The sequence below is a fragment of the Auritidibacter sp. NML120636 genome, from assembly GCF_003185945.1.
Taxonomy (GTDB): Bacteria; Actinomycetota; Actinomycetes; order Actinomycetales; family Micrococcaceae; genus Auritidibacter; species Auritidibacter ignavus.
In genome coordinates this window covers 1-20,683 of record NZ_QHLO01000013.1, presented here as the reverse complement: position 1 = coordinate 20,683, position 20,683 = coordinate 1, and the positions used below count along the sequence as shown (strand labels likewise).

Below are 20,683 nucleotides of genomic sequence, written 5' to 3'. Positions count from 1 at the left end.
GCCTGCTAGACAAAGTTGACCAACAGCACGTAGCTGATGGTCCCGCACGCGATCGAGATCAGGGTCTTACGCCCAAAAAGCAGGTGGGAGGCCACCGTTACCCCAGCTGCGATGGTGGGTTTCCACCAGCGCGCCGGGTCATCGGTGATGGTTCCGGTGAAGATGGACAAGGCCAGAATCAGCAAGATGCCGGCCGGCATCCACAGGGCCATGATCGCCACGAGTTGGGAATTGCGCAGTGGCCTCAGCAATGCGAAAGGCAGCGCTCGCAGGGTGAACGTGATCGCCAAGATCACCACGAGGAGCCCGATGAGGTATCCGGTCGGTGGCATCGCCTCGCCGGTAAGGAGGTTACTGGCTAACAAAGCGGTCACCTCGTCGGGTTTTTGCGACTAGGTAGCGGATGATCAGTAGCATCATGAACGTGATCAGAGCCGTGAACAGCATCTGGTCGGGGGTGATCAGCATCGCGACGGCGAAGGAGGTCCCGGCCAGTAACAGTGAGGGCACCTGGGCGGTTGAGCGCACCGCATCCAAGGTGAGCGTAATGAACAGCGCACACAGCGCGAAGTCGAGCCCGGCGATTTGGCCGGGAATCAGAGCACCCAACAGGGCTCCGGTGAGCCCACCGACAACCCAATAGATCTGCAGGCATACTTCCAGAGCGATCAGTCGTGGCCCGGTCCATCCGGTGGGATGGGCGACGGTGATGGCGTAGGCCTCATCGGTCATCGCATACATGGCATAGATCTTGGCCACCGGATTTTTCACCACGTGCAGTGGGAAGGAAAAGGCGTAGAACACGTGCCGAAAGTTGACGAACAGGGTGGTCAGCCCCACGGTGAGCAGTGCGGTGGTGTTGACCAGCATCTCGATCATGAGAAATTCCAGCGACCCGGCGTATCCGGTCAGCGACAGCGCGGGGGCGACCCAGGCAGCCAGACCGGATTGGGTCACGAGTAACCCGAAGGCCATGCCCAGCGGAAACAGGCCGAAGCCAACCGCCACCGAGAGTCGGGCACCCTGGATGATCTCGGCCCCGGTGCTCGGGTTCGAGTCAGTGGATTCGTGGCCGGTGGTGCTCATTCCAATATCGTGTCACATTGACCACATCCGATACCACCGTTCCCGGGTAGGCAAGGGGACATAATAGGTCATCTAGCGGGGTGGTTTCGCGCTCGTGCGAGGGCTTCGATAGATTCGAGACGCACCTATGACGCCGCAGGCTCACACCGAAGGAGGAAATCGACCGTGCCCGTCTCCCCACGCAATGACGCTGTTCGTCCCTCGGGGATCCTCATGGTGTTGGGGTCGTGCTCCTCCCTGCAGTTCGGTGCCACCGTGGCGATGCAACTGTTCCCTGCGATCGGCTCCTGGGGCACGACCACATTGCGTTTGGCGCTGGCCTGTGTCATTCTGTTGCTGGTCTTGCGCCCTCGGTTCTGGGGGTGGACGAAGACGCAGTGGACCTCGGTGATCTGGTTTGGGCTCGCCCTAGGCGGGATGAACGGCTTCTTTTACTCCGCGATCGATAAAATCCCGCTGGGTGTGGCCGTGGCCTTGGAATTCACCGGCCCCCTGGTGCTGTCAGCCATCATGTCGCGGGCCCGTCGCGACTTGATCTTTGTTGGTGCCGCAGCCTTGGGCATGGTGCTGCTCGGGGTGGAGTCCAGTTTTGGTGCGGCAAGCTTCGACCCGCTCGGGGTGGCCTTCGCGTTGATCGCCGGTGGATTCTGGGCGTTTTACATTATTTTCTCGGCCCGCACCGGCCAACTGGTGCCCGGTGGCGGAGGCCTGGCCGTGGCGATGGGGATCGGTGCGCTGGTGGTGTTGATTCCGGGTGCGCCCGGAGTCGCCGAAACCGCGGTTCGCCCGGAGCTGTGGCTGTTGGTGCTCGGTACGGCACTGTTGTCCTCGGTGGTGCCCTATTCGCTGGAATTGGCCGCCCTGCGGCGGATTCCGACGCCGGTGTTCTCGATCTTGCTGAGCCTGGAGCCGGTGGTGGCTGCGGTGATCGGTTGGTTCATGCTGGACCAAACCTTCGGCTGGTTGCGCGCGGCTGCCTTTGGTCTGGTGATTGTGGCTAGTGCAGGCATTACGCGCAGTCAGGCCCGGCCCCGCCCGGAGTCCTTCGATGAGGAGAAACCGGTATCGCGCCATCGCGGTGGTGAAACAGCCTAGACTAGTGCTGGAGTATGCCGTGACTGTGCCCATCGAAAGATCGTTATGACTGCCACTTTGCCACCTGCCCGCTACCGTCGCGGCGCTGTGTGGGTACTGGTGGCCGTGATGACGCTGTTCACGGTGGTGCTTTCTGCCTGCGGGGTCAGTGTTGAATCCCAGCTGGAGTATCGTCAGGACGGGAGCGGTCAGCGCATCCTCCAGGTCGAGATTCCGGACGAGGTGTTTGACGAGACCGACCCGAATCAACGACAGGTCATCGAAGATAGTATTGAGACCCATCGCCCCGACCCGCTGATCTTTGACGGGATTGCCCACAACCCTGGCACGAGCGCGGTGGCAGAATTCCGCCTGGATTTCGCTTCCCTGGATGACTATCAAGGCCAGGTCAATCAGCTCCTGCACGCCTCTGACTACGCCGGTAGCACCGAGATCGAGGCCGAGATCTCTCACGGCACGCTCACCGACACCTGGGACATCAACGAGCCCTTTACGGTTGCGGATCTGCTTGGCTGGCTACCGGCTGGGCTGGAAGCCGATGGCGTGGTGACCGGCTCGCAACGCCAACAACTCGCCGACGGGTTGCAAAATGGGGCCACCAATGAGCTGGTGATCGACGGGGAGCAGTACGCTTCCGAGGATGACCAACGCCTGCAGGTCAGCGGGGAAGAGTCCTTCGGCTATGACCGGGTCGAGGTGGATCTGACGGTGACCGAATCCGGACCCATCGTCGGTGAGATCCGGCTACACGGTGGCTCCGGGGGAGAAACCGGCGACCAGCGACGCGCTGAGTTCCTCGACCAAGCGCCCGAGCGGCTCGCCATGGACGGGGTCTCTGATGTGCATCTCGAACACGGCCACGACCAGCTACGTTTCACCGCCGCGGACTTGTCGACCGCCGGTGAACTCGTGGCAGAGTTCGTGGGTAACGCCGAACTGGGTCTGCAGGTCAGCGACCAGGCAGTGGATGACAACCATTCCGAATTCACCGTGACCGGCCAGAATATCCAGTGCGGTAGTACGTGTCAGGCCTCCGAGAACGCGGTGACGTTCTCGCTACGGCTACCGGCCGACTACCGGCTACAGTCCGATACCTCCACCTCAGCCAGCAGCACCGAGCTGTCGGGAGACTTTAGCCAGGTCTATCTGCGGGAACGCATCGTGGAATCCCTCCACGTGGAGACCTCACTGGGCATGACCGGGTCGGTGGACCAACGCTACGAGCTCACCTTGGTCGAGGACCCCAGCGACTCCGGGGTCCAACACCTGAAAGACGCCCTGGAAGCCGTGGCGCTGGACGAAGAACACCGAGACGGCCAGACCCTGCTGAGCTTTAGCCTCGCCGGATCCGACGCCGCACAGCTGTCGGAACGGCTCGAAGAGATTGCCCCGGGTGCCCACCTGTCCCGCCAGAACGACGCCGGGCTGATATGGCCCAACTACACGCTGCGCGCAGACCTCTGCCCACTACTGGGCAGCATTCCGGCCGGGGTTGAGCAACCAGTGACCCACACGGTGCGCCTGCCGTGGATGCACCGTAGCGTGACCGTTGATGACCAGGGGTCCGAACAGGGGGCCGAGATCGAGCTGACCGGTGACCAGGCGCTGACCTTCACCGCCGGACTGACCGGCCCCACGGTTCTGGGGGCGACGTTACTGGTGGTCATCGCGGTGTTGGTCCTGGTTGCGGTGATTCTGCCACTGATCATTACCACCATCCGGTCACGTCGCGCCCGCCGAGCGGCCGAAACCCGCCCCATGGTGGATCCTGGTCCACCGCTGATGGCAACAGCGAATACGACCGGGCCGACCAATGCAGGCATCACCACACCGTTGGTGCAACGGCCCTATCCGGACGAACAATATCCCGACACTTCACTACCCGACCCCGCGCGGCTCGAGCAGTTCGACGATGAGAAGGGCGACGATCGTGGCTAAGTCTCCGCAGTTGGTGCCGGAAGCACTCGAAACTCCCGGCGAGCTCACCTCCCGCCGGCCACTGAAGGACCCCGCAGTGATCATCGCGATCATCACCGTCGCACTTGCGGTGCTGGCCGGCGTGAGCCAGCTGATGGCCGAAGTCACCGCAGCGTCCGGGTGGAACGTGGCCAGCATCGTGGCCTCGGTGGCCGGCATCTTGCTGGCCGCGACCCGTTTTGCGGTCTCAGCTGCCGCCCATGGTGTGGTGGGGCGACTTACCGACGATGTGCTGGCAGCCCTGGCGGTCATCCTCTGCGCTGCCGCCGGTGAGCCGGTGGGTGCGGTCTGGCTGACTGCCGGCTATTTGGTGGTCCGGACCTTTCTCTTACGTCGGTGGGACCACGTGCTGGTGCACTTCCAACGCCTTGCGGACCTTGAATCCCCGGGTCCGGATCACACGGTGGTCACTCGGGCACAGCTTAAACGTTCCCGCGTGGTGCGACGAGTCGACCGATGGGCCGAACGCGCCCGTCGGGTGGCCGTGATGTTGGCAGTCGTCATCGTGCTGTGGGGATTCTGGATTGAACACCCCACCTTTTGGGCTCCGGTGGCCAGCGTCGTGCTCCTGGTGCTGTCCCCGGCGGCGATCACCGCTGCCAGCTGGCTTCCCGCCCTGACCTTCATGGCCCGGGCCGCCGAAGCCGAGGTCCTGGTTCGCTATCAGGCGGCCGTGACCTCGCTGGCCACCATCCGTAACCTGGGGTTGGATAAAACCGGTGCGCTGACCTCACTGGAACCCACCGTGGTGGAGGTCGTCGGCTCCGACCGGGCCGAGGCGGACCGAGTGCTGGCGCTGGCTGCCGCGGTGGAACAACACTCCGTGCACCCCCGCGGTGCCAGCATTGTGACCCACTTCCGTCAGACCAGCTCTGCTCTACCCAGCACCGCCCAGCCCGAGCTCTGGCCGGCTACAGAGGTGGTCGAGCACCCCGGCCGCAGTATTGCCGGGAGCGTGACCACCCCGGAGGGCTCCTCAGTCTTCGTTCAGATCTCCTCACCACGCTGGGTGCGCGCCGGCGCGCTCGGGACCGAGATCGACCGACTGCAACACGCCAATTACACCGTCGCGGTGGTCTCGGCCGACCAACGCCCGATCGGGGTGATCGCCCTGACCGACACGTTGCGCGAGGACGTACCGGAAACTGTGGCCGAACTGCACGAGCTGGGCTGTCAGCTTACGGTGCTCACCGCCGATAACCAACGGGCGGCCCAACAACTGGCCAGTGCCGCCGGAATCACCGACGTTCGTGCCCAGCAACGCCCCGAAGAAAAAGCCGTCACGATTGCGGCCCTGCGCGAACACGCCCGCACCGGGATGATCGCAGCGTCGGTGACCGATGCGCCGGCCCTGCGGGCAGCCGAAGTAGGACTCGATGTCGCCACCGACCCGATTCGCCCCGATCCCCACGCCCCGGTGTCTGAGGGCATTGATATTCACCTGGGGCCCAGCAACCTGCGATTGGTCCCCACCCTGATCCGCATGGCGCGCGCCATCCACCAACGGACCCTGCGGAATCTCACGGCGACGATCGTGGGTGTGGCGCTGTGTCTGCTGGGGGCCGTGAGCGGGTTGGTGCCACTTCCGGTGATCACGGTGGTCTATGTGGCATATTCCGTCTGGGTCTCGCGTCGTAGCTTAAAGATCACAAATTGGTCACAATATTCCGGAACCACAAGACGCTAAAGAAGTGTTGTGGATCATAATAGGTGTATCGAGGGTCAGTGCATCGGCGTGACAGTGCCCCAGGTATCTCGTACTGCCAAATTACCTGAATTGTCACAGGATTAACGGCAGGTCACAACTTCATCACTGCCCCTTGCACGCTCCTGGTGGGTCCGTAGACTGAAATGGTGCCTACCCATCACGCCACCAAACTCGGCAGAGTCATCAGCGCCGCTGTCGTAGCGGCTGGGCTGACTCTGTCTGTTGGCGTGCCCGCGTCCGCGTACTATCAGACGCTCGAGGCCGAAGATCTAGGTACCGGATATGTTCCGGCCCAGGATTCCTCCGATGTGCGGGTGGCAACCTTTGATGTGAATCTGGTGGGCTCCTCCTCGGGTGAGCTCACCGAACGGCTGTCCACGCCCGGGGATCGGGATGCCTCCCAGGTGGCTCAGATTATTCAGCGAGTCCGCCCCGAAGTCATAGTCGTGACCGGTTTTGATACCGATGCCGATCAGGCCAATGCGGAGGCCTTTAGTACCAATTATCTCGCAGTGGGCTCCGGCGAGTACGATGGCATCGACTACCCCTATAGCTATGCCGGGCCGGTGAACTCCGGCGTAGACTCGGGCGCAGATTTGGATCAGGACGGCACTATTGGTGGCCCCGGCGACGCGTTGGGCCATGGTGAGTACCCCGGCCAGGGCGGGATGGTCATCTACTCCCAGTACCCGATCGACACCGACAATATTCGCACGTTTAATAACTTGTCCTGGACTGAGGTTCCCGACTCGAAAATTGCTCAGACCGGTTACAGCGAGAACGAAAAAGATCTCGTGCCCTTAACATCGGTGGGCGCCTGGGATGTACCGATCAGTGTGCACGGGCGTCCGCTACACGTGCTAGCCTCTGCTAGCGCCGAGGCCAGTCGCTCCGAGACGCATGCCTACCGTCAGGACGATCAGGTCGGCTTCTGGGCTGATTACGTCGGTGACGAACAGCCCGATGAGCAAGCTGATGGTGCCAACGACGGTGCTGGTGCAGACGATCAGGACTACATCACCGACGATGAGGGAACCTCCGGTGGGCTCGATGACGGCGCGCGCTTCGTGGTGGCCGGTCAGCTGACCCCCGGAACTGCAGAGTCTCGAGCCGAAGATTCTGAGACGATGTCCCAGTTGCTGGACGTCGACCGTGTGACGGACCCGGAACCCACCTCCTCCCGGGATTCCCAACAGGCCACCGAAGATGTCGCCACGCACACGTGGTTGAATCCGGACCCTGCGCCGGGCGATCCCCGATCGGCACGCACCGATTACATTCTGCCTTCGGAAGAACTCCCCGTGACAAATTCCGGCGTCTACTGGCCGGCCTCCGGGCAGGACGGGGCTGAACTGGTCGGTGGTACCGCCTCGTTGTCCGGTCTGCTCTCGAAACTGTCCCGTCAGCCGGCAGCCACCGATCATCGCCTCGTCTGGGCCGATATCAACCCCCAGCCCTAGTTTTCACCGTTACCGACAGTCGGTAAGCTACAAGAATGATCAAGTCCCGCACCGCGCGCACCGTCGGCACTACATTCCTCTCCGAGAAGGCTCTCACTTCCGCGGTCCATCGCGCCGTGGACCGTCAGGGCAATCCCACCCCGGGTTTTCAGCGCGCTGTGCTGGCAGCCCTGACCGTCCAACGTCCGGTGGTGCTAGCCAATCTGCGCCGATTGCGTCGCCGGTACCCCGGGGCCACCCCGGCCGAACTGGCCGATAAAATCACCGTGTTGTACCTGCGGTCACTGACCACTACCGGAGCAGCTGCCGGGGGAGCCGGGGTGATCCCCGGTATCGGGACCCTGGCCACGTTGGGGGTCTCGGCTGCCGGTGCCTTAGGTTTCATCGAGCTCACCGGGCTATACGCCCAATCCATTGCCGAGCTCAACGGTGTGCCGACCGGCGATGATCAGCGCGGTCAAGCACTGGTGATGGCGATCATGCTCGGCGACGACGGCCGCCGCATTTTGGCCGCCTCCCTGCACCAGCAATCTCCGGAGATCGACGCCGGACTGAGCGGGATGGCCTCGGCCTCCTGGATCGTCACCAGCCTGTCAGGGCTCACCGAGGGACTCTTCAACCGGTTGCAGAAATCCTTCTTCTCCTGGACGGTGAAATCCCAGTCCTCACACCTGTTGGGGCGGCTGGTGCCCTTCGGCATTGGCGCCGTGATCGGCGGGCTGGGCAACCGCAAGCTGGCTATCCGCGTCGCCCGTCATGCCCAGCTACTCTTCGGGCCCATGCCGAGCTGGCATCAGCTGCAGGCCTGGGAACACCCGCTGGCGTTGCCGGTCGACAAGAAGCTAGCCAAAAAGCGCGGTGGCCAGGGTAAAGATGACCAATCCGGCCAGCGCGCCGATGATCGAGCCGTTAATGCGGATGAACTGTAGGTCCTTGCCCGCATAGAGCTCCATGGTGTCGGCGGCTTGGCGCCCATCCCAGCGGCGGATGGTCTCCTGAATGACATCCACCAGCTGGGGTCCATACCGCTCGGCCGCGGTCTGGGCGGCCTGTACCGCCCACTGATCCAGCGTGGTGGCCAGATGCTCATCGGTTTCCATCCGGTGCCCAAAATCGGCCACCGCTTGCACCAGTGCCCGATGCAGATCCGAGTCGGGATCGGCCAGCTGATCCAGGAGCGCCTGTTTGGCGGTCACCCAGGTGTGCGAGGCCAGTTGGGCGACATTCGGGTCCGCGAACACTCCGGCTTTCAGGTTCTCGACCTTGGCCCGCACCTGGTCATCGTGTTGCATGTCCTGGGCGAGCTGTTCCAGCCAGCCGGTGACCTGCTGGCGAAGCTGGTGGTTCTGAGAGGCCACCACCGAGCGGAGATACCCCAACAGTTCACGGTGAATGCGCTCGCCGAGTAGCCGGTCGACCACGCGTGGTACCCAGCCGGGGGAACGGTCCGCGACGGCATCAATAAAGAACTGCGGATTCTCTGCCACCCAGTCGGCGGCCCGAGAGGCCACCAGTTCCACGGCGGGCTGGTGGTGGTTTGCAGAGACGACTTCCTCGAGCACCGATCCCAAGGTCGGCGACCACTGAGGAGCAATCATGTGATCGCGCACCAGATCCGCGATCAGTTCTCGCACCTTGGTGTCATCGGTGGCCCGCAGCGTGCCCACCGCGATCTCAGCCAGCTGGGTGCCCACATCGCGGGCGTGATCGGGCTCGGCCAGCCAGGCGCCGACCTTGCGGGCCGGGCGCAGGTTGGCCAGCTTTTCGGTCATCACCTCGGATTCCAGAAAGTTCTGCTGAAAGAAAGTACCCAGCGAAACGGCCAGCTGGTCCTTTTTGCGCGGAATGATCGCGGTATGGGGGATCGGTAGCCCCATCGGACGCCGAAAGAGCGCGGTGACCGCAAACCAGTCGGCCAACGCGCCCACCATGCCTCCCTCAGCCGCAGCGCGCACATAGCTGAAGGCCGGGTGGCGTTCTTGCAGGATGAAGGCGATCACGAACACGATCGCTAACACGACCAGCACACTGGTGGCCACCAGTTTCATCCGGCGCAATCCGGCCCGACGGTCGGCTTCGGTGACTCCCGCCACTAGAACCCGGGACCCTGACCCCAGGCCTGTGCTGCGTCGACGACCTGGTAGGTCTTTTGGGCGATCGCCATTTCCTCATTGGTGGGGATCACCGCGACCTTGATTGCCGAATCCTCGGCCGAGATCAGCCGCGGTTCGGAACCGGTGACCAGATTCAGCTCGTGATCGTAGGTAATGCCCAACACTTCCAGCCGGTCCAGCACGCGGGCCCGGAACGGGGCGGAGTTTTCACCAATGCCGGCGGTGAAGGTGATCGCCTGGGCGCCACCGACGGCGATGTGATAGCCACCGATGTACTTGGCCAACCGATAGCTGGCCACATCCAGGGCGGCCTGGGAGCCACGGTGACCGGCATCGGCGGCGTGGAGCACTTCGCGCATATCGGTGTGGCCGCTGATCCCGTACAGTCCGGATTCGTTATTGAGTACCCGGTCGACTTCCTGGGCGGTAAAGCCATGGGAGGTCATCAGGTGAGTCACGATCGAGGGGTCGAGATCGCCGGAGCGGGTTCCCATCACCAGACCGGCCAGGGGCGTGTAGCCCATGGAGGTATCCACTGATCGGCCCCCACGGATCGCGGTGGCCGAGGCACCATTGCCCAGGTGCAGAATAATGCCGTTGAAGTTGTGGCGGGGCACCCCGATCAGCTCGGCGGTCAGGCCGGTGACCAGATCGTGACTGGTGCCGTGGAACCCGTAGCGACGAATACCGTAATCGGTGTACCAGGATTCCGGGACCGCATACCGCCAGGCCTCGGCTGGCATCGAGGTGTGGAAGGAGGTGTCGAAGACCACGACCTGCGGGATATCCGGCCACTTTTCCCGCATTGCGCGCAGTCCGGCTGCCGAGGGCGGATTGTGCAGCGGAGCCAGCGGGGCGAGGGCATCAATGGCGCGGATGACCTCGTTGGTGACCAGAGCCGGGGCCTGGAAACGCTCACCACCGTGGACCACACGGTGACCGGCGGCATCGATGGTGCGACCGTCGAGGACGTCCTCGAGCTGTCCCGAGACGATATCCAACGCCTGAGCATGATCGGAAATTTCGGAATCGGGCTGGCCGATCCGTTCAATAATGCCCTCGGCCAGCACCGGCTTCTCGGTATCCGCGCCGGACTCATCGAGTTCACGGACCTGGTATTTCAGGGAGGATGAGCCAGAGTTAATAACCAAAATCAGCATGGTGGGGTCTTCTCCTATCGGGCGCGGGATGAGTTAGTCGCGAGCCTGTGCTTGCACGGCGGTGATAGCGACGGTGTTGACAATGTCCTCCACGGTGGTGCCGCGGGAGAGGTCGTTGACCGGCTTATTCAGGCCTTGCAGTACCGGGCCGACCGCCACGGCACCGGAGGACTGTTGGACGGCCTTATAGGTGTTATTCCCGGTGTTCAGATCCGGGAAGATGAACACCGTGGCCTGACCGGCCACATCCGAATCCGGCATCTTGGAGGCCGCCACCGAGGCCGAGACCGCAGCATCGTACTGCAGCGGGCCGTCGACCTTCAGGTGGGGAGCATGGGCGTGGACCAGATCAGTGGCCTCACGGACTTTATCCACGGCCTCACCGGATCCGGAGGTGCCGGTGGAGTAGGACAGCATCGCCACCCGGGGCTGAACCGAGAATTGCTCGGCGGTGGTCGCCGAAGCGATGGCAATATCGGCCAGCTGTTCGGCGTTCGGAGTGGGATTGACCGCGCAGTCGCCGTAAACTAGCGCCCGGTCGGGCAACAACATGAAGAATACCGAGGAGACGATTGAGACCTCGGGGCGGGTCTTGATGAATTCCAAGGCCGGACGGATGGTGTGGGCGGTGGTGTTGGCCGCACCGGAGACCATGCCGTCGACCTCGTCGAGGTGAACCATCATGGTGCCGAAATAGGCGCCATCGAGCATAACTTCCTGGGCACGGTCGAGATCTACGCCCTTGTGGGCCCGCAGGCGCGCGTATTCTTCGGCATAGCGTTGCCGGTCCGGGGATTCGGTCGGGTCGATCAGCGTAATCTCATGCAGGTCCACGCCCTCGGTGGCGGCCAATTCCTGGATCTGGTCGACATCGCCGAGGATCACCAGATCACACACATTGCGACGGTGCAGGATCTCAGCGGCACGCAGAATGCGGGGATCGTGTCCTTCCGGCAACACGATGCGTTTGCGGTCGGCCACGGCCCGTGAGATCAGCTGGTGCAAGAACCGCACCGGGGTCATTGCCGAGGAGTTGGTCAATTCCAGTCGCTCCAGCAACTCGTCACCATCGACGCGTTCGTGCCACGCCCCCAGGGCGGCAGCGATTTTGCGCGGCTGGGCGCTGGAAAGCTCGGCGCGGACCCGGGAGACCGCGGTGGTGGTGCTGAATGTGTCGCCGAAGGAGGCAAAGATCGGGAAGGGCGCGTTGGCGTACATCTTCTGGATCTCAGCCCGTGGCAACATCGAGTTGGTCAGGATCATGCCCGAGGGGACCGGGAATTCGGGTACCAGCGCGGAGGCCATGGTCGCCAGAATGGCATCGGAGCGGTCCCCGGAAACGATCACCAAAGCGCCCTCGTTGAGAATGCTCAAGAAGTTGCCGCCTTCCATCGAGACGGCTTTGACCTCGGAAACATCGCGCTGGAACTGATCAGACCCGCTAATGTGCTCGAGGTTTAACGCCTGGGCGATCTCAGCGATCGAGGGCAACGTGAGTTCGGGAAGCTCCGGGACGAGGTAGACCTTGGCCTGGGACTTCCCCGGACGGAGCGAGGACTCGATGGCTTCCAGTTGGTCGGGGTTGGCGCGGTTGACGATCACCGCCATGGGCTCGGCGCCAGACTCGTTGATGGTGGTCCGGGTGAGCTCCACCGCACTGGAGACGCCCTCCGGGCTCAAGTCGGCGCCAGAGACCACGGCCAGCACCGGGATGTTGAGGTTCAGTGCCAGCCGGGAGTTCAGTTCGAGTTCGAGGGCGGAGTCGGCCTCCACGAAATCGGTGCCTTCGACCACGACCACGTCGGCGGAGATTTGCTCGAAAATATCGACGCACCGAGCGAAGATCTCGTCTTCTTCTCCGGTGGCGACCAGCTCACGGACTTCAGCCGAGCTCAAACCGGCCCGGGCTTGTTCTTCACTGAGATCAAAATTCTCGCGCATCAGGTGCACCATGGGGTCCCGCTGTGGGTCTGGGGAGATGGGGCGGAAGTAGCCTAGTGAGCCGGTGCGCTTATAGATGGAGTCGGCCACCCCGAGGCTGACCAGAGATTTTCCGGTGCCGGCGGTGGTGGTGGAAATGAACAAGCCTTGGGACATACGCATCCTCTCGACCGGTGAAACGGAGATTGGTGTGGGTCACTTCTAACTATATCGACAACACCGCCCACGCCTAAGGGGCTGGTACACAGTGCTCACGTGAGGCTTCTAACGTTAGAGATGAGAAAACCTGGGGTTGTGGGGCAGACTGGAACCATGATTATTGCATTTTCGATCACAACCTCCGGCACCGGATCGCTGGGTGCCGATGCTGCCTCCGGGTCTCCGGAAGCCACCGCTGCCGGGTCGGTCTCGCATGCTGTGGCTGAGGCCATCGCCGTGGTGCGCGCCTCCGGATTGCCCTACCGCACCTCCTCGATGTTCACCGAGATCGAAGGTGAATGGGATGAGGTCATGGGGGTTATTAAAGACTGCGTGACCGCCCTGGAACCCTACGGCTCTCGGATCTCCTTGGTGATGAAGGCCGATATCCGCCCCGGATTCACCGGTGAGCTCGATGGCAAACTGAACCGGCTGGAACACCTCCTGCAGTCGCGGGGTGAGAGTGCGCACCACTCGAGTGCACAGGGCACTACCGAGTAGATGAAACGGTTCTTCCACCGATCAGCACGCACCGAGACCGGGGCACGCTACTACGTGCGCTCGGCGGCTGAGGCCGACGTTGAGCGGGTCATTCCGGTCAAACTTGCGGTGTGGGACGAGATATATACCCCGGTATTGGGCGCTACATTCAGTGCCAAGGCCTATGCCAGCGCTGAGGGCCAGGTGGCTTTCTGGCGACGTCGCGCTCGAGCAACAGCCGATGACCCGCGGTTGTTTTTGGCCGAAGACCTCCGCGACCGGGTGCAGGGTGTCGCCACCGTGGACGAGCTGGCTGACACCACTCGCACGTGGTGCCAACGCCTGGCAGATCAGGGTGAACTACCGGAACTGGACGAAAACCCGGGCGCCTGGCCGGTGCGAGAAGTTCGGGGCGTTTATGTGCTGGCCGAATCCCGGCGTCGCGGGTTGGGCACCGCGCTGGTACAAACCGCGCTCGGCCCGCGACCCAGCGTGGCCAGGGTGTGGCGTGACCACGAGTTCTTTAGGGCTCTGGGGTATCGTCCGGTGGGGGAGCCGGTAACGGTCACCGAGGGAGACTGGGCCGGAATGACCGAACAACTCATGGTCAGGGGTGCTGATGGCTAAACGAGGCGGGCGCTCGCAGAAAACATCACCGGCCGATATCACCCCCGGCCACTACCAGATCGACAGCGGAGTCGCGGTGATCACCGAGGACCCCTTCACGGCTGGCGCCTGGCTGTTAATGATTAATGGTGCTGAATCCTCGCAGATCAATGTGGACCATCCCACCGAGCTGGGCTTTGAGTACATGCGGTGGGCGGCCGCGGTGATCACCCACCGGTTTTCGACTGACACCCGGTTACGGTTTCTGCACTTGGGCGCTGGCGGTTGCACCATGGCCCGGTGGGCGGCCGCGGTTTATCCGGACTCGCGCCAAACAGCGGTGGATGATGATGCGACCCTGGTAAACCTGGTCCGAGAACACTGTGGCCTGCCGCGAGCACCGCGGTTGACGATCCGGGCCGCTGAGGCGGGCGAGGTGTTAGCCACCGGTGCTACGGGGTCGCGGGACGTGATCTTCCGCGATGTGTTTGCCCAGGATCAGGACACCGGTCACCAGGTCACGCCCGAACATCTCACCGGGCTGGAAGCCACCGAAGAAGCAGCACGCATTCTCGGTCCCGACGGCGTGTACCTCATTAACTACGCAGGCCCAACCGGACTAGCCGATGCCCGGAGTGAAGTGGCGACACTCCGAGAGGTGTTCTCGGAGGTGATCCTGATATCCGATCCGAGTATGTTCAAATCTCGCCGGCGCGGGAACATGATCTTTGCTGCCAGCAACGCCGAGATCCCGCAAGAGGAACTCGGCGGGCTGTCTGGACTCCAGCGCGCGGTATTGGCAGATCCACTGCCGGCCCACCTGCGCTGGAAGGCCCGAGAACTGGATGACTTTTGCGCCGGTGCGGCACCGCGTACGGCCCCGTTGCGGACCAAAGTCAGTAAGCTGGAGTTAACCACAGGCAGACGCTGTGGGGATCAAGAGAAGGGTGACAATCATGAGTGACCAGAACACTGCATATCAGGGAAAAACTCATGGCGTGGTGGTCGGAGTTGACGGCTCGAAGCGGTCACTGGCCGCTGCCACCTGGGCGTTGCGGGAAGCAGAACGCACTCACCGCCCACTGACGCTCATCTCCGTCTATAGCTTGCCAATGTTTCCGTCGATGGTGATGGATTCCGCAGGCGGATCCGAACACGATAACGCGCTGGCCGATTCCGCGCGCAAGATTTTAGAAGCAACCGCCGAAAAGCTCGGACCCACCGATGTGGAGATCCGAGCAGCCACTGAGCTCGGCGATCCCGCCACGGTGCTGGTCGATTACTCCGAACACGCCGACCTGCTGGTTGCCGGCCCCCGCGGTCGAGGCGGTTTCCTCGGTCTGCTGGTGGGATCGGTGTCGCGTGGGCTCCCGGCACGCGCTAAGTGCCCGGTCGCGTTGGTGCCGAAAGGTGCTGAAGAATCCCGCGCCGGAACTGATGCACCGGTGGTGGTTGGTGCCGACGGGTCGAGGCAGGCACGACTGGCCATGCTCCGCGCCGGCGAGGAAGCCATGAATCGTGGAACCTGGGTGCGGTTAGTCACCGCCATGGCCCCGGTTTCTCCGGCCGTGGAATGGTTGCCTGCTCCCGTGGATGAAAACGCTCTCCTCGAAGAGCTTCGCGAAAAAATGGAGTACGGTCGCAACTGGTTGCAACACCATTTCCCGCAGTTACGGATTGAAGCGGAAGTCGTCGACGGCGTTCCGGTTGATGTGATGGTCAAAGAATCAGAAACCGCCCGCCTGGTCGTCGTCGGAACTCGTGGACTGGGTGGCTTCACCGGGGCACTGCTGGGTTCGACCTCTCAAGGCATCGTCTCTCACGCCAAGGGGCCGGTGCTGGTGGTGCCGGCCTACGACGATCCTCGGTTGGAAGACCGCACCGACTTTGGCCCCACCCTGGATGAGCACAAAGACAAGCGTCCGGATCATTCCTAAGATATTGTCGTTACCAGTCCTTTAACGTCTGACAGGGCGGTTGCCACATGACTGGCAACCGCCCTGCGGTGTGTGAGATGAGGTAGTAACCCCCAAGGATCCGGAGAACTTCCCCGGACTCCGGACCCCCGAGGGAATCTAGTAGCGTCCCGCTTGAGGCAGGATGTTGTGCATACCGCCGTAGTTCAAGGCAGTCACTGAAATACCCATCTGCGGGTTGCGGGCGTGGACAATCTGGTTATTACCCATGTAGATCGCCACGTGGTACACACCGGACCCAGATCCATTATTGGACCAGAACACCAGGTCACCGGGCTGCATCTGGCTCAGTGGCACGTACTGCTTGGCGGCAGCGTACTGTGCCTTCGAGCTACGGGGCAACGACTTTCCGGCGGCATTGAACGCAGCCACAGTCAGACCCGAGCAGTCATAGCCTTGGGGGCCGTTGCCGCCCCAGGAGTAATAGGTGTTGGGGTCATTGGCCTTACCCACGGCAAACTGGATTGCAGTGCTGGCCCAACCGGAGGACGAGGAGGACCCTGCCGTGCCGGTGGACGGGGATTTCGACGGAGCCTTAGACGGAGACTTCTTCGGGGCAGACTTCGTCGGCGACGGCGAGCTTGACGCGCGACCGTTTGAGGAGGAAGCTGAGCCCGACCGAGACGGTGCCGAGGAGCTCTGGGTGGGAGACGGGCTAGCCGGTGCGGAAGAGCTCTGGGTGGGAGACGGGCTAGCCGGTGCGGAAGAGCTCTGGGTGGGCGACGGGCTGGCCGGTGCCGAAGAGGTCTGCGTGGGAGACGGGCTAGCCGGAGCCGAGCTAGGGGTCTCGGACGGGGTTGCCGACGGCGTCGGTTCTTCCGTGGTCTCTGACGGGGTGGGTTCTTCGGTGACCGGAGTAGGTTCGGCCTCAACGGCCGGCTGTGTCGATGCGGGGGAACTCTGCTCGGTCTCCCGCGCGTCGATTTGCCCCAGAACACGGTCTAGCTCGGCGGCCCATTGTTCTTCCTCGATCTCGTCAATTCTTTCGGCAGCCTCTTCTTCTGGGATGCCCTCTAGCTCTGCCCACGCCTTGATGAGATCAGAGCGAAGTTTGTCGAGCTCTTGGCGCTCTTCTTCGTAGCGACGGGCTTCCTCTTCACGTTCTGCCTGAGCACGAGCTTCCTCTTCGGCCTTTTGTTCGGCGTCTGCTTCCTTGGCTTCGGCGTTTGCCAGCAGACTATCGGCTTCGTTGGCTTGGCGGACAGCTTCTTGTCCTTCACGAGCCTGACGATTAGCGAGGTTTTCGGCGGTCGAACGCTGGCTGAGGCTATCTTCATCGCCCAGCATCAGGTCGCTCGCCGAACCGTTACCGTTGCGGTACATCTCACCGGCGGCTGCGCCGACAGCTTCTTCGGAGTCTGAGGCTTGCTCAGCTGCATTTTCCGCAGCCTTTCGGGCATCTTCAGCGTCACGACGTGCAGCTGCCGCCGCTTCTGACATCGAGCGGGCGTTCTCATTAGCTTCCAGAGCGGCTGCCTCGATATCGGCGAATCGCTCGGAGGTCTTCAAGATGGAATCGATGAGTCGCTGGCGCATCTGATCCCGATTGGCATCTGACGTTTTGGCTTGGTCGATCTCTTGCGAGCTCGGAACTTTCGGTAGATCAGCGGCGTCATGCTGGCGAGAGGCGTCAGCATCCAACATATTTGGTACTGCGGCCGCGGCGACTGCGGTTGCGGTGACAATGGCCACCGAGGCGGTAACCCCAATTAGACGGCGAGATTTCACGACAACGTCCTCATTCTCTGGCAAGTGATTCGGGCAGTGAGGTCGAGATCATTTCTTCACCGTTGCGTCACGAGATCATTACGATTCGGATCTGTCACTACGACACGCCGAAGAAATGCCAACTTCTTGGTCCAGAATAGTTGCACAATTGTCACAAATGCAACAAGAACCCCAGGAATAACATAAATAACAACGGTGTAATTTAGGATTGAATGACCGTGGAATTCGCGAGTTTCTGCGGTTTTGGCATCGTTTCGTGACCTTTTGCACGCCAGGCAGAAACGGGTAGAGCAGTGGTCTATCCCCAGCCCCAGGCGTGCAGTTGTTCGTCGCTAATACCGAAGTAGTGGGCGATTTCGTGCATCACGGTGATGCGGATTTGCCGAGCGAGCTCTTCGTAAGATGAGACCATGCGCTCGAGCGGATTCTTGAAGATCGTCAGATGGTCAGGCATGCCCAGTGGGTCGTCGCCACGCTCATCGAGCGGTACCCCTTCATAGAGTCCGAGGAGTTCGGGCTGTGGCTCTTCGTCGGGGAGTGGCTCGTATTCGTCGGCGACAAAGATCACGATGTTATCCAAAAGATTGCGCACTTGCTCAGGGAGCTCCTCGAGGGCAGCTTCAACGATCGCGTCGAATTCGGCGTTAGATAATGGCTCGATTTGCACACTGTAGAGTTTTCGTCGTAAACTCATGGAGGTCAAGTTCACGGGACATCTGTGGAGTCTCACGAATTTGCCAGGCCCCCATCGTCTAGCGGCCTAGGACACCGCCCTTTCACGGCGGCGGCACGGGTTCGAATCCCGTTGGGGGTACGACTGAAAGACTGTTGATTGACACGATTTCAGTGAGTGGGAAATCTCTGATACTGTAGGTTCCTGTTCAATGGCCCTGTAGCGCAGTTGGTTAGCGCGCCGCCCTGTCACGGCGGAGGTCGCGGGTTCAAGTCCCGTCAGGGTCGCGGATGCGAGAGCCTGTCCAATCGGACAGGCTCTTTGTCCAAGAGTGAATACCACTCAACAGGCTCTGTAGCTCAGTTGGTAGAGCGTTCGACTGAAAATCGAAAGGTCACCGGATCGACGCCGGTCGGAGCCACCAAAACCCTCGCCTAGCGCGGGGGTTTTGCTTTTACCCCGTATCTCGGATCGATCATCGCGCCCTCACAGCATTGGAACTGGTGGAACACATACGGTGCGTTTCGACCGTTTCTGGCTGATCGCTGTCACTCGGGCCCGGGGCAACGTGACTGATGTCGCCAGGTGGACCCTGATGGTAGGCTTCGTCGAAGAGTGGCGCGCATCACGACAGAGAATGAGGGCTGGTCGAGATGAAACGGGGTAAGGCCGTCAGCACAGACGGTACCGAGGCGGACCACCATTCTAGGGGCGCCAGTGCCCCAGCAGTGCACCGGCTGCGTCGGATACTGTCCACCCTGCGTCCGTTGTGGCGGATGCTGATACTAGCGGGGCTACTACTGATCGTGGCTGACCTGACTGGCTTGTTTAATCCACCGGGCGGTTTCGGCTGGGTTCTCGCTGTCATGATGCTGGTTCTTACCGGGTGCCTGCTGGCCGGAATTGCCCCGGTGACGCCGGCTCGTGCACCCGTTGTGGTTCAGCCTCCAGTGCGCGGACGGTGGCTGGCAGTCAATAGCCCCGGTCAGCAACTGCCCAGTCACGGTACGGCGACACGTGGACAATTCAGCGCCGTGGATCTGGTCCATCCCTCCGTTGCCGAAGACATGACCACAACGATCAACCCGGCCGATGTACGTTTGGTCGGACGTGGAACGCGCCCCGAGGAGTTCACCTGTTTCGGTGAGCCCGTGTACGCGATCGCGGATGGAACAGTGCTTCAGGCGGCTGATCGGCAACGCGACAAGCGGGCGCGCGACACCTGGCTCGGGCGGACCTTGATGCTCCTTCTTGAGGGCCCGGCCAGCGAATTTTTTGGCGGATATCGAGCCATATTCGGCAATCGCGTGGTGGTTCAACACGATGACGGAACCTTCGCAGCGTACGCGCACTTGCGCCGTGACTCCGTGGTGGTGGTTCCGGGACAGCGAGTGAGAGCCGGGGAACAGCTGGCCGAGGTGGGCAATACCGGAAACACCACCGAGCCGCACCTGCATGTACAACTAATGGATCGGGGGTCAGTGGATGCGGCTGCGGGGTTACCCTTCGTTTGGTCGAGTGTTGAGCTGGGCGATCTGGATCCAGCATGGAAGCCCTTTGCTAAAGACCGCGCGGCAAATGCCGTGACCGAGATGCCTCGAAACGGGCAGATTTTTCAGGTCGTCGAATTCGGCTCGGTCGGGTAGGGTGGCCTCCACGACCCATCGCCGATCGAGCATTCCCGCAAAATACGCAAAATCAACGGTTGATCATCGATCACGACCGCCGCAGTAGCGGTCTCGTTGTACGGGGGGTCGCCTCGTGGTCAGTTCCGGGGCCGTGGTGTCGGCCTCGGAAAACTCAGCGTTCTGTGCTACTCAGCAACGGTATGACTGCTTTGAGCACGCACCATGTGGCCACCATCATCCCAACGAACCAGGCAATAGCGCTCACCATCATATCGCTGAGAGCACCAGATAGCTGGAGCCCGATCAGAACCACCATGTGGATGCCTGCCAGGATGAACAGACCGATGCTTTGCTGAGTTGATTCGCTCTTTTCTTCCAAGCGTTTCTCCCGTTGTTTCTCATGGACGCATCTCGCCCTGCCATCTTGTTAATCGATCGTAAGTTGCGCGAGGACACCGAGGCAACGGTCAGAGCAGGGAAACGCTCGAATACCTCCAGAAGCTCTCGGGTGGCGTTCTCGCGTTGAGCGGTGAGCACATCCAGTTCATAGGGGCCTAGCTCATCTGGCTGTTCCAGGTCGATGGACTGCACGCGTTTCAAGAGGAACGAGTGGTGACCGGATCGTGCAACGATTTAGAGATCCTTCCAATGCATGTCCCTCTAGTCAGCGCTCGCCACCGGTCCCGTGCCCACGGTTCGCTTGTTAAACGGCGAAGCGAGGGCGGGGGGCGTAGTGCCTCATGTCAAACTGAGCGCGAAGGGTAAGTCGTGCCTCACAGATCGTGAGCGCGAGAGGTCGCGTGGCTGCAGTGTCGTGCCTCAGCTAGTTTGAGCGCGAAAACTTGGGTTAGCT

At 61.9% G+C, this 20,683-nt stretch carries 18 protein-coding genes and 3 tRNA genes; 13 read left to right on the top strand and 8 right to left on the bottom strand.

The genetic code is table 11. The features are described from left to right. Positions 1–5: 5 nt before the first annotated feature. Positions 6–332 carry a branched-chain amino acid transporter permease gene (locus DCC25_RS09930; protein ID WP_110101555.1) on the bottom strand — a complete coding sequence of 109 codons (327 nt, stop codon included), beginning with the start codon at positions 330–332 and terminating at the stop codon, positions 6–8. Between the two features lie 19 nt (positions 333–351). Next, a complete protein-coding gene (locus tag DCC25_RS09925; RefSeq protein WP_110101554.1) occupies positions 352–1,086 on the bottom strand; it encodes an AzlC family ABC transporter permease in 735 nt (244 codons plus the stop codon). Positions 1,087–1,251: 165 nt separating this feature from the next. Between DCC25_RS09925 and DCC25_RS09920 the strand changes: the two genes are divergently transcribed. The 5 genes from DCC25_RS09920 to DCC25_RS09900 all read left to right on the top strand — a co-directional run bounded on the left by DCC25_RS09920 (position 1,252) and on the right by DCC25_RS09900 (position 8,255). Then, on the top strand, positions 1,252–2,181 hold the full coding sequence (locus DCC25_RS09920; protein ID WP_233242767.1) for a DMT family transporter: 930 nt from the start codon (positions 1,252–1,254) through the stop codon (positions 2,179–2,181). A 45-nt stretch (positions 2,182–2,226) separates the two neighbouring features. Further along, positions 2,227–4,119: a hypothetical protein gene (locus DCC25_RS09915; protein ID WP_110101553.1), complete on the top strand. Its 1,893-nt coding sequence runs from the start codon at positions 2,227–2,229 to the stop codon at positions 4,117–4,119. Then, on the top strand, positions 4,112–5,845 hold the full coding sequence (locus tag DCC25_RS09910; RefSeq protein WP_110101552.1) for an HAD-IC family P-type ATPase: 1,734 nt from the start codon (positions 4,112–4,114) through the stop codon (positions 5,843–5,845). Before DCC25_RS09915 ends, DCC25_RS09910 begins: the two co-directional genes overlap by 8 nt. Positions 5,846–6,009: 164 nt before the next feature. Beyond that, positions 6,010–7,326, top strand: a complete 1,317-nt coding sequence (locus DCC25_RS09905) for an endonuclease/exonuclease/phosphatase family protein (RefSeq protein WP_110101551.1) — start codon at positions 6,010–6,012, stop codon at positions 7,324–7,326. A 35-nt stretch (positions 7,327–7,361) separates the two neighbouring features. Further along, positions 7,362–8,255, top strand: coding sequence for a hypothetical protein (locus DCC25_RS09900; protein WP_110101550.1), 894 nt, complete (start codon positions 7,362–7,364; stop codon positions 8,253–8,255). Here the strand turns inward: DCC25_RS09900 and DCC25_RS09895 are convergent. The 3 genes from DCC25_RS09895 to pta are packed head-to-tail and all read right to left on the bottom strand — an operon-like array spanning position 8,169 to position 12,697. Continuing rightward, positions 8,169–9,419 carry a DUF445 domain-containing protein gene (locus tag DCC25_RS09895; RefSeq protein WP_233242766.1) on the bottom strand — a complete coding sequence of 417 codons (1,251 nt, stop codon included), beginning with the start codon at positions 9,417–9,419 and terminating at the stop codon, positions 8,169–8,171. The genes DCC25_RS09900 and DCC25_RS09895 overlap by 87 nt on opposite strands. Continuing rightward, the gene (locus tag DCC25_RS09890) at positions 9,419–10,600 is read right to left on the bottom strand and encodes an acetate/propionate family kinase (RefSeq protein ID WP_110101549.1); all 1,182 of its coding nucleotides are present in this window, start codon (positions 10,598–10,600) and stop codon (positions 9,419–9,421) included. Before DCC25_RS09890 ends, DCC25_RS09895 begins: the two co-directional genes overlap by 1 nt. A 33-nt stretch (positions 10,601–10,633) precedes the next feature. After that, the gene (gene pta, locus DCC25_RS09885; protein ID WP_110101548.1) at positions 10,634–12,697 is read right to left on the bottom strand and encodes a phosphate acetyltransferase; all 2,064 of its coding nucleotides are present in this window, start codon (positions 12,695–12,697) and stop codon (positions 10,634–10,636) included. Between the two features lie 156 nt (positions 12,698–12,853). On the opposite strand from pta, the gene DCC25_RS09880 reads away from it, so the two are divergent. The 4 genes from DCC25_RS09880 to DCC25_RS09865 are packed head-to-tail and all read left to right on the top strand — an operon-like array spanning position 12,854 to position 15,762. After that, the gene (locus DCC25_RS09880) at positions 12,854–13,240 is read left to right on the top strand and encodes a thiamine-binding protein (protein ID WP_110101582.1); all 387 of its coding nucleotides are present in this window, start codon (positions 12,854–12,856) and stop codon (positions 13,238–13,240) included. Continuing rightward, on the top strand, positions 13,241–13,846 hold the full coding sequence (locus tag DCC25_RS09875) for a GNAT family N-acetyltransferase (protein WP_110101547.1): 606 nt from the start codon (positions 13,241–13,243) through the stop codon (positions 13,844–13,846). Next, positions 13,839–14,789, top strand: a complete 951-nt coding sequence (locus DCC25_RS09870; RefSeq protein ID WP_199445916.1) for a spermidine synthase — start codon at positions 13,839–13,841, stop codon at positions 14,787–14,789. The genes DCC25_RS09875 and DCC25_RS09870 overlap by 8 nt, the downstream gene beginning before the upstream one ends. Next, on the top strand, positions 14,782–15,762 hold the full coding sequence (locus DCC25_RS09865; protein WP_110101546.1) for a universal stress protein: 981 nt from the start codon (positions 14,782–14,784) through the stop codon (positions 15,760–15,762). The genes DCC25_RS09870 and DCC25_RS09865 overlap by 8 nt, the downstream gene beginning before the upstream one ends. 138 nt (positions 15,763–15,900) lie before the next feature. Here the strand turns inward: DCC25_RS09865 and DCC25_RS09860 are convergent, their stop codons facing one another. Both DCC25_RS09860 and DCC25_RS09855 read right to left on the bottom strand, forming a co-directional pair. Continuing rightward, complete coding sequence (locus tag DCC25_RS09860; protein ID WP_122549497.1) at positions 15,901–17,529, bottom strand: C40 family peptidase; 1,629 nt, start codon at positions 17,527–17,529, stop codon at positions 15,901–15,903. 298 nt (positions 17,530–17,827) lie between these two features. Next, a complete protein-coding gene (locus DCC25_RS09855; RefSeq protein ID WP_110101581.1) occupies positions 17,828–18,223 on the bottom strand; it encodes a metallopeptidase family protein in 396 nt (131 codons plus the stop codon). A 47-nt stretch (positions 18,224–18,270) separates the two neighbouring features. Here DCC25_RS09855 and DCC25_RS09850 point away from each other — a divergent pair. The 4 genes from DCC25_RS09850 (at position 18,271) to DCC25_RS09835 (ending at position 19,848) form a co-directional block, all read left to right on the top strand. Then, positions 18,271–18,343, top strand: a tRNA-Glu gene (locus tag DCC25_RS09850). 72 nt (positions 18,344–18,415) lie between these two features. Then, positions 18,416–18,489: transfer RNA gene (locus tag DCC25_RS09845), tRNA-Asp, on the top strand. 61 nt (positions 18,490–18,550) lie between these two features. Then, a tRNA-Phe gene (locus DCC25_RS09840) sits at positions 18,551–18,626 on the top strand. 229 nt (positions 18,627–18,855) lie between these two features. Further along, complete coding sequence (locus DCC25_RS09835) at positions 18,856–19,848, top strand: M23 family metallopeptidase (RefSeq protein ID WP_110099991.1); 993 nt, start codon at positions 18,856–18,858, stop codon at positions 19,846–19,848. Positions 19,849–20,002: 154 nt separating this feature from the next. Here DCC25_RS09835 and DCC25_RS09830 read toward each other — a convergent pair whose 3' ends face one another. Continuing rightward, positions 20,003–20,209, bottom strand: coding sequence for a hypothetical protein (locus DCC25_RS09830; protein WP_110099992.1), 207 nt, complete (start codon positions 20,207–20,209; stop codon positions 20,003–20,005). Positions 20,210–20,683 lie beyond the last annotated feature (474 nt).

What these genes read in the sequence shown, in the direction of transcription:
- DCC25_RS09930 (WP_110101555.1), bottom strand. Translation starts at nt 332, where the DNA reads ATGCCACCGACCGGATACCTCATCGGGCTCCTCGTGGTGATCTTGGCG.
- DCC25_RS09925 (WP_110101554.1), bottom strand. Translation starts at nt 1,086, where the DNA reads ATGAGCACCACCGGCCACGAATCCACTGACTCGAACCCGAGCACCGGG.
- DCC25_RS09915 (WP_110101553.1), top strand. Translation starts at nt 2,227, where the DNA reads ATGACTGCCACTTTGCCACCTGCCCGCTACCGTCGCGGCGCTGTGTGG.
- DCC25_RS09905 (WP_110101551.1), top strand. Translation starts at nt 6,010, where the DNA reads ATGGTGCCTACCCATCACGCCACCAAACTCGGCAGAGTCATCAGCGCC.
- DCC25_RS09900 (WP_110101550.1), top strand. Translation starts at nt 7,362, where the DNA reads ATGATCAAGTCCCGCACCGCGCGCACCGTCGGCACTACATTCCTCTCC.
- DCC25_RS09890 (WP_110101549.1), bottom strand. Translation starts at nt 10,600, where the DNA reads ATGCTGATTTTGGTTATTAACTCTGGCTCATCCTCCCTGAAATACCAG.
- pta (WP_110101548.1), bottom strand. Translation starts at nt 12,697, where the DNA reads ATGTCCCAAGGCTTGTTCATTTCCACCACCACCGCCGGCACCGGAAAA.
- DCC25_RS09880 (WP_110101582.1), top strand. Translation starts at nt 12,854, where the DNA reads ATGATTATTGCATTTTCGATCACAACCTCCGGCACCGGATCGCTGGGT.
- DCC25_RS09875 (WP_110101547.1), top strand. Translation starts at nt 13,241, where the DNA reads ATGAAACGGTTCTTCCACCGATCAGCACGCACCGAGACCGGGGCACGC.
- DCC25_RS09870 (WP_199445916.1), top strand. Translation starts at nt 13,839, where the DNA reads ATGGCTAAACGAGGCGGGCGCTCGCAGAAAACATCACCGGCCGATATC.
- DCC25_RS09865 (WP_110101546.1), top strand. Translation starts at nt 14,782, where the DNA reads ATGAGTGACCAGAACACTGCATATCAGGGAAAAACTCATGGCGTGGTG.
- DCC25_RS09855 (WP_110101581.1), bottom strand. Translation starts at nt 18,223, where the DNA reads ATGAGTTTACGACGAAAACTCTACAGTGTGCAAATCGAGCCATTATCT.
- DCC25_RS09835 (WP_110099991.1), top strand. Translation starts at nt 18,856, where the DNA reads ATGAAACGGGGTAAGGCCGTCAGCACAGACGGTACCGAGGCGGACCAC.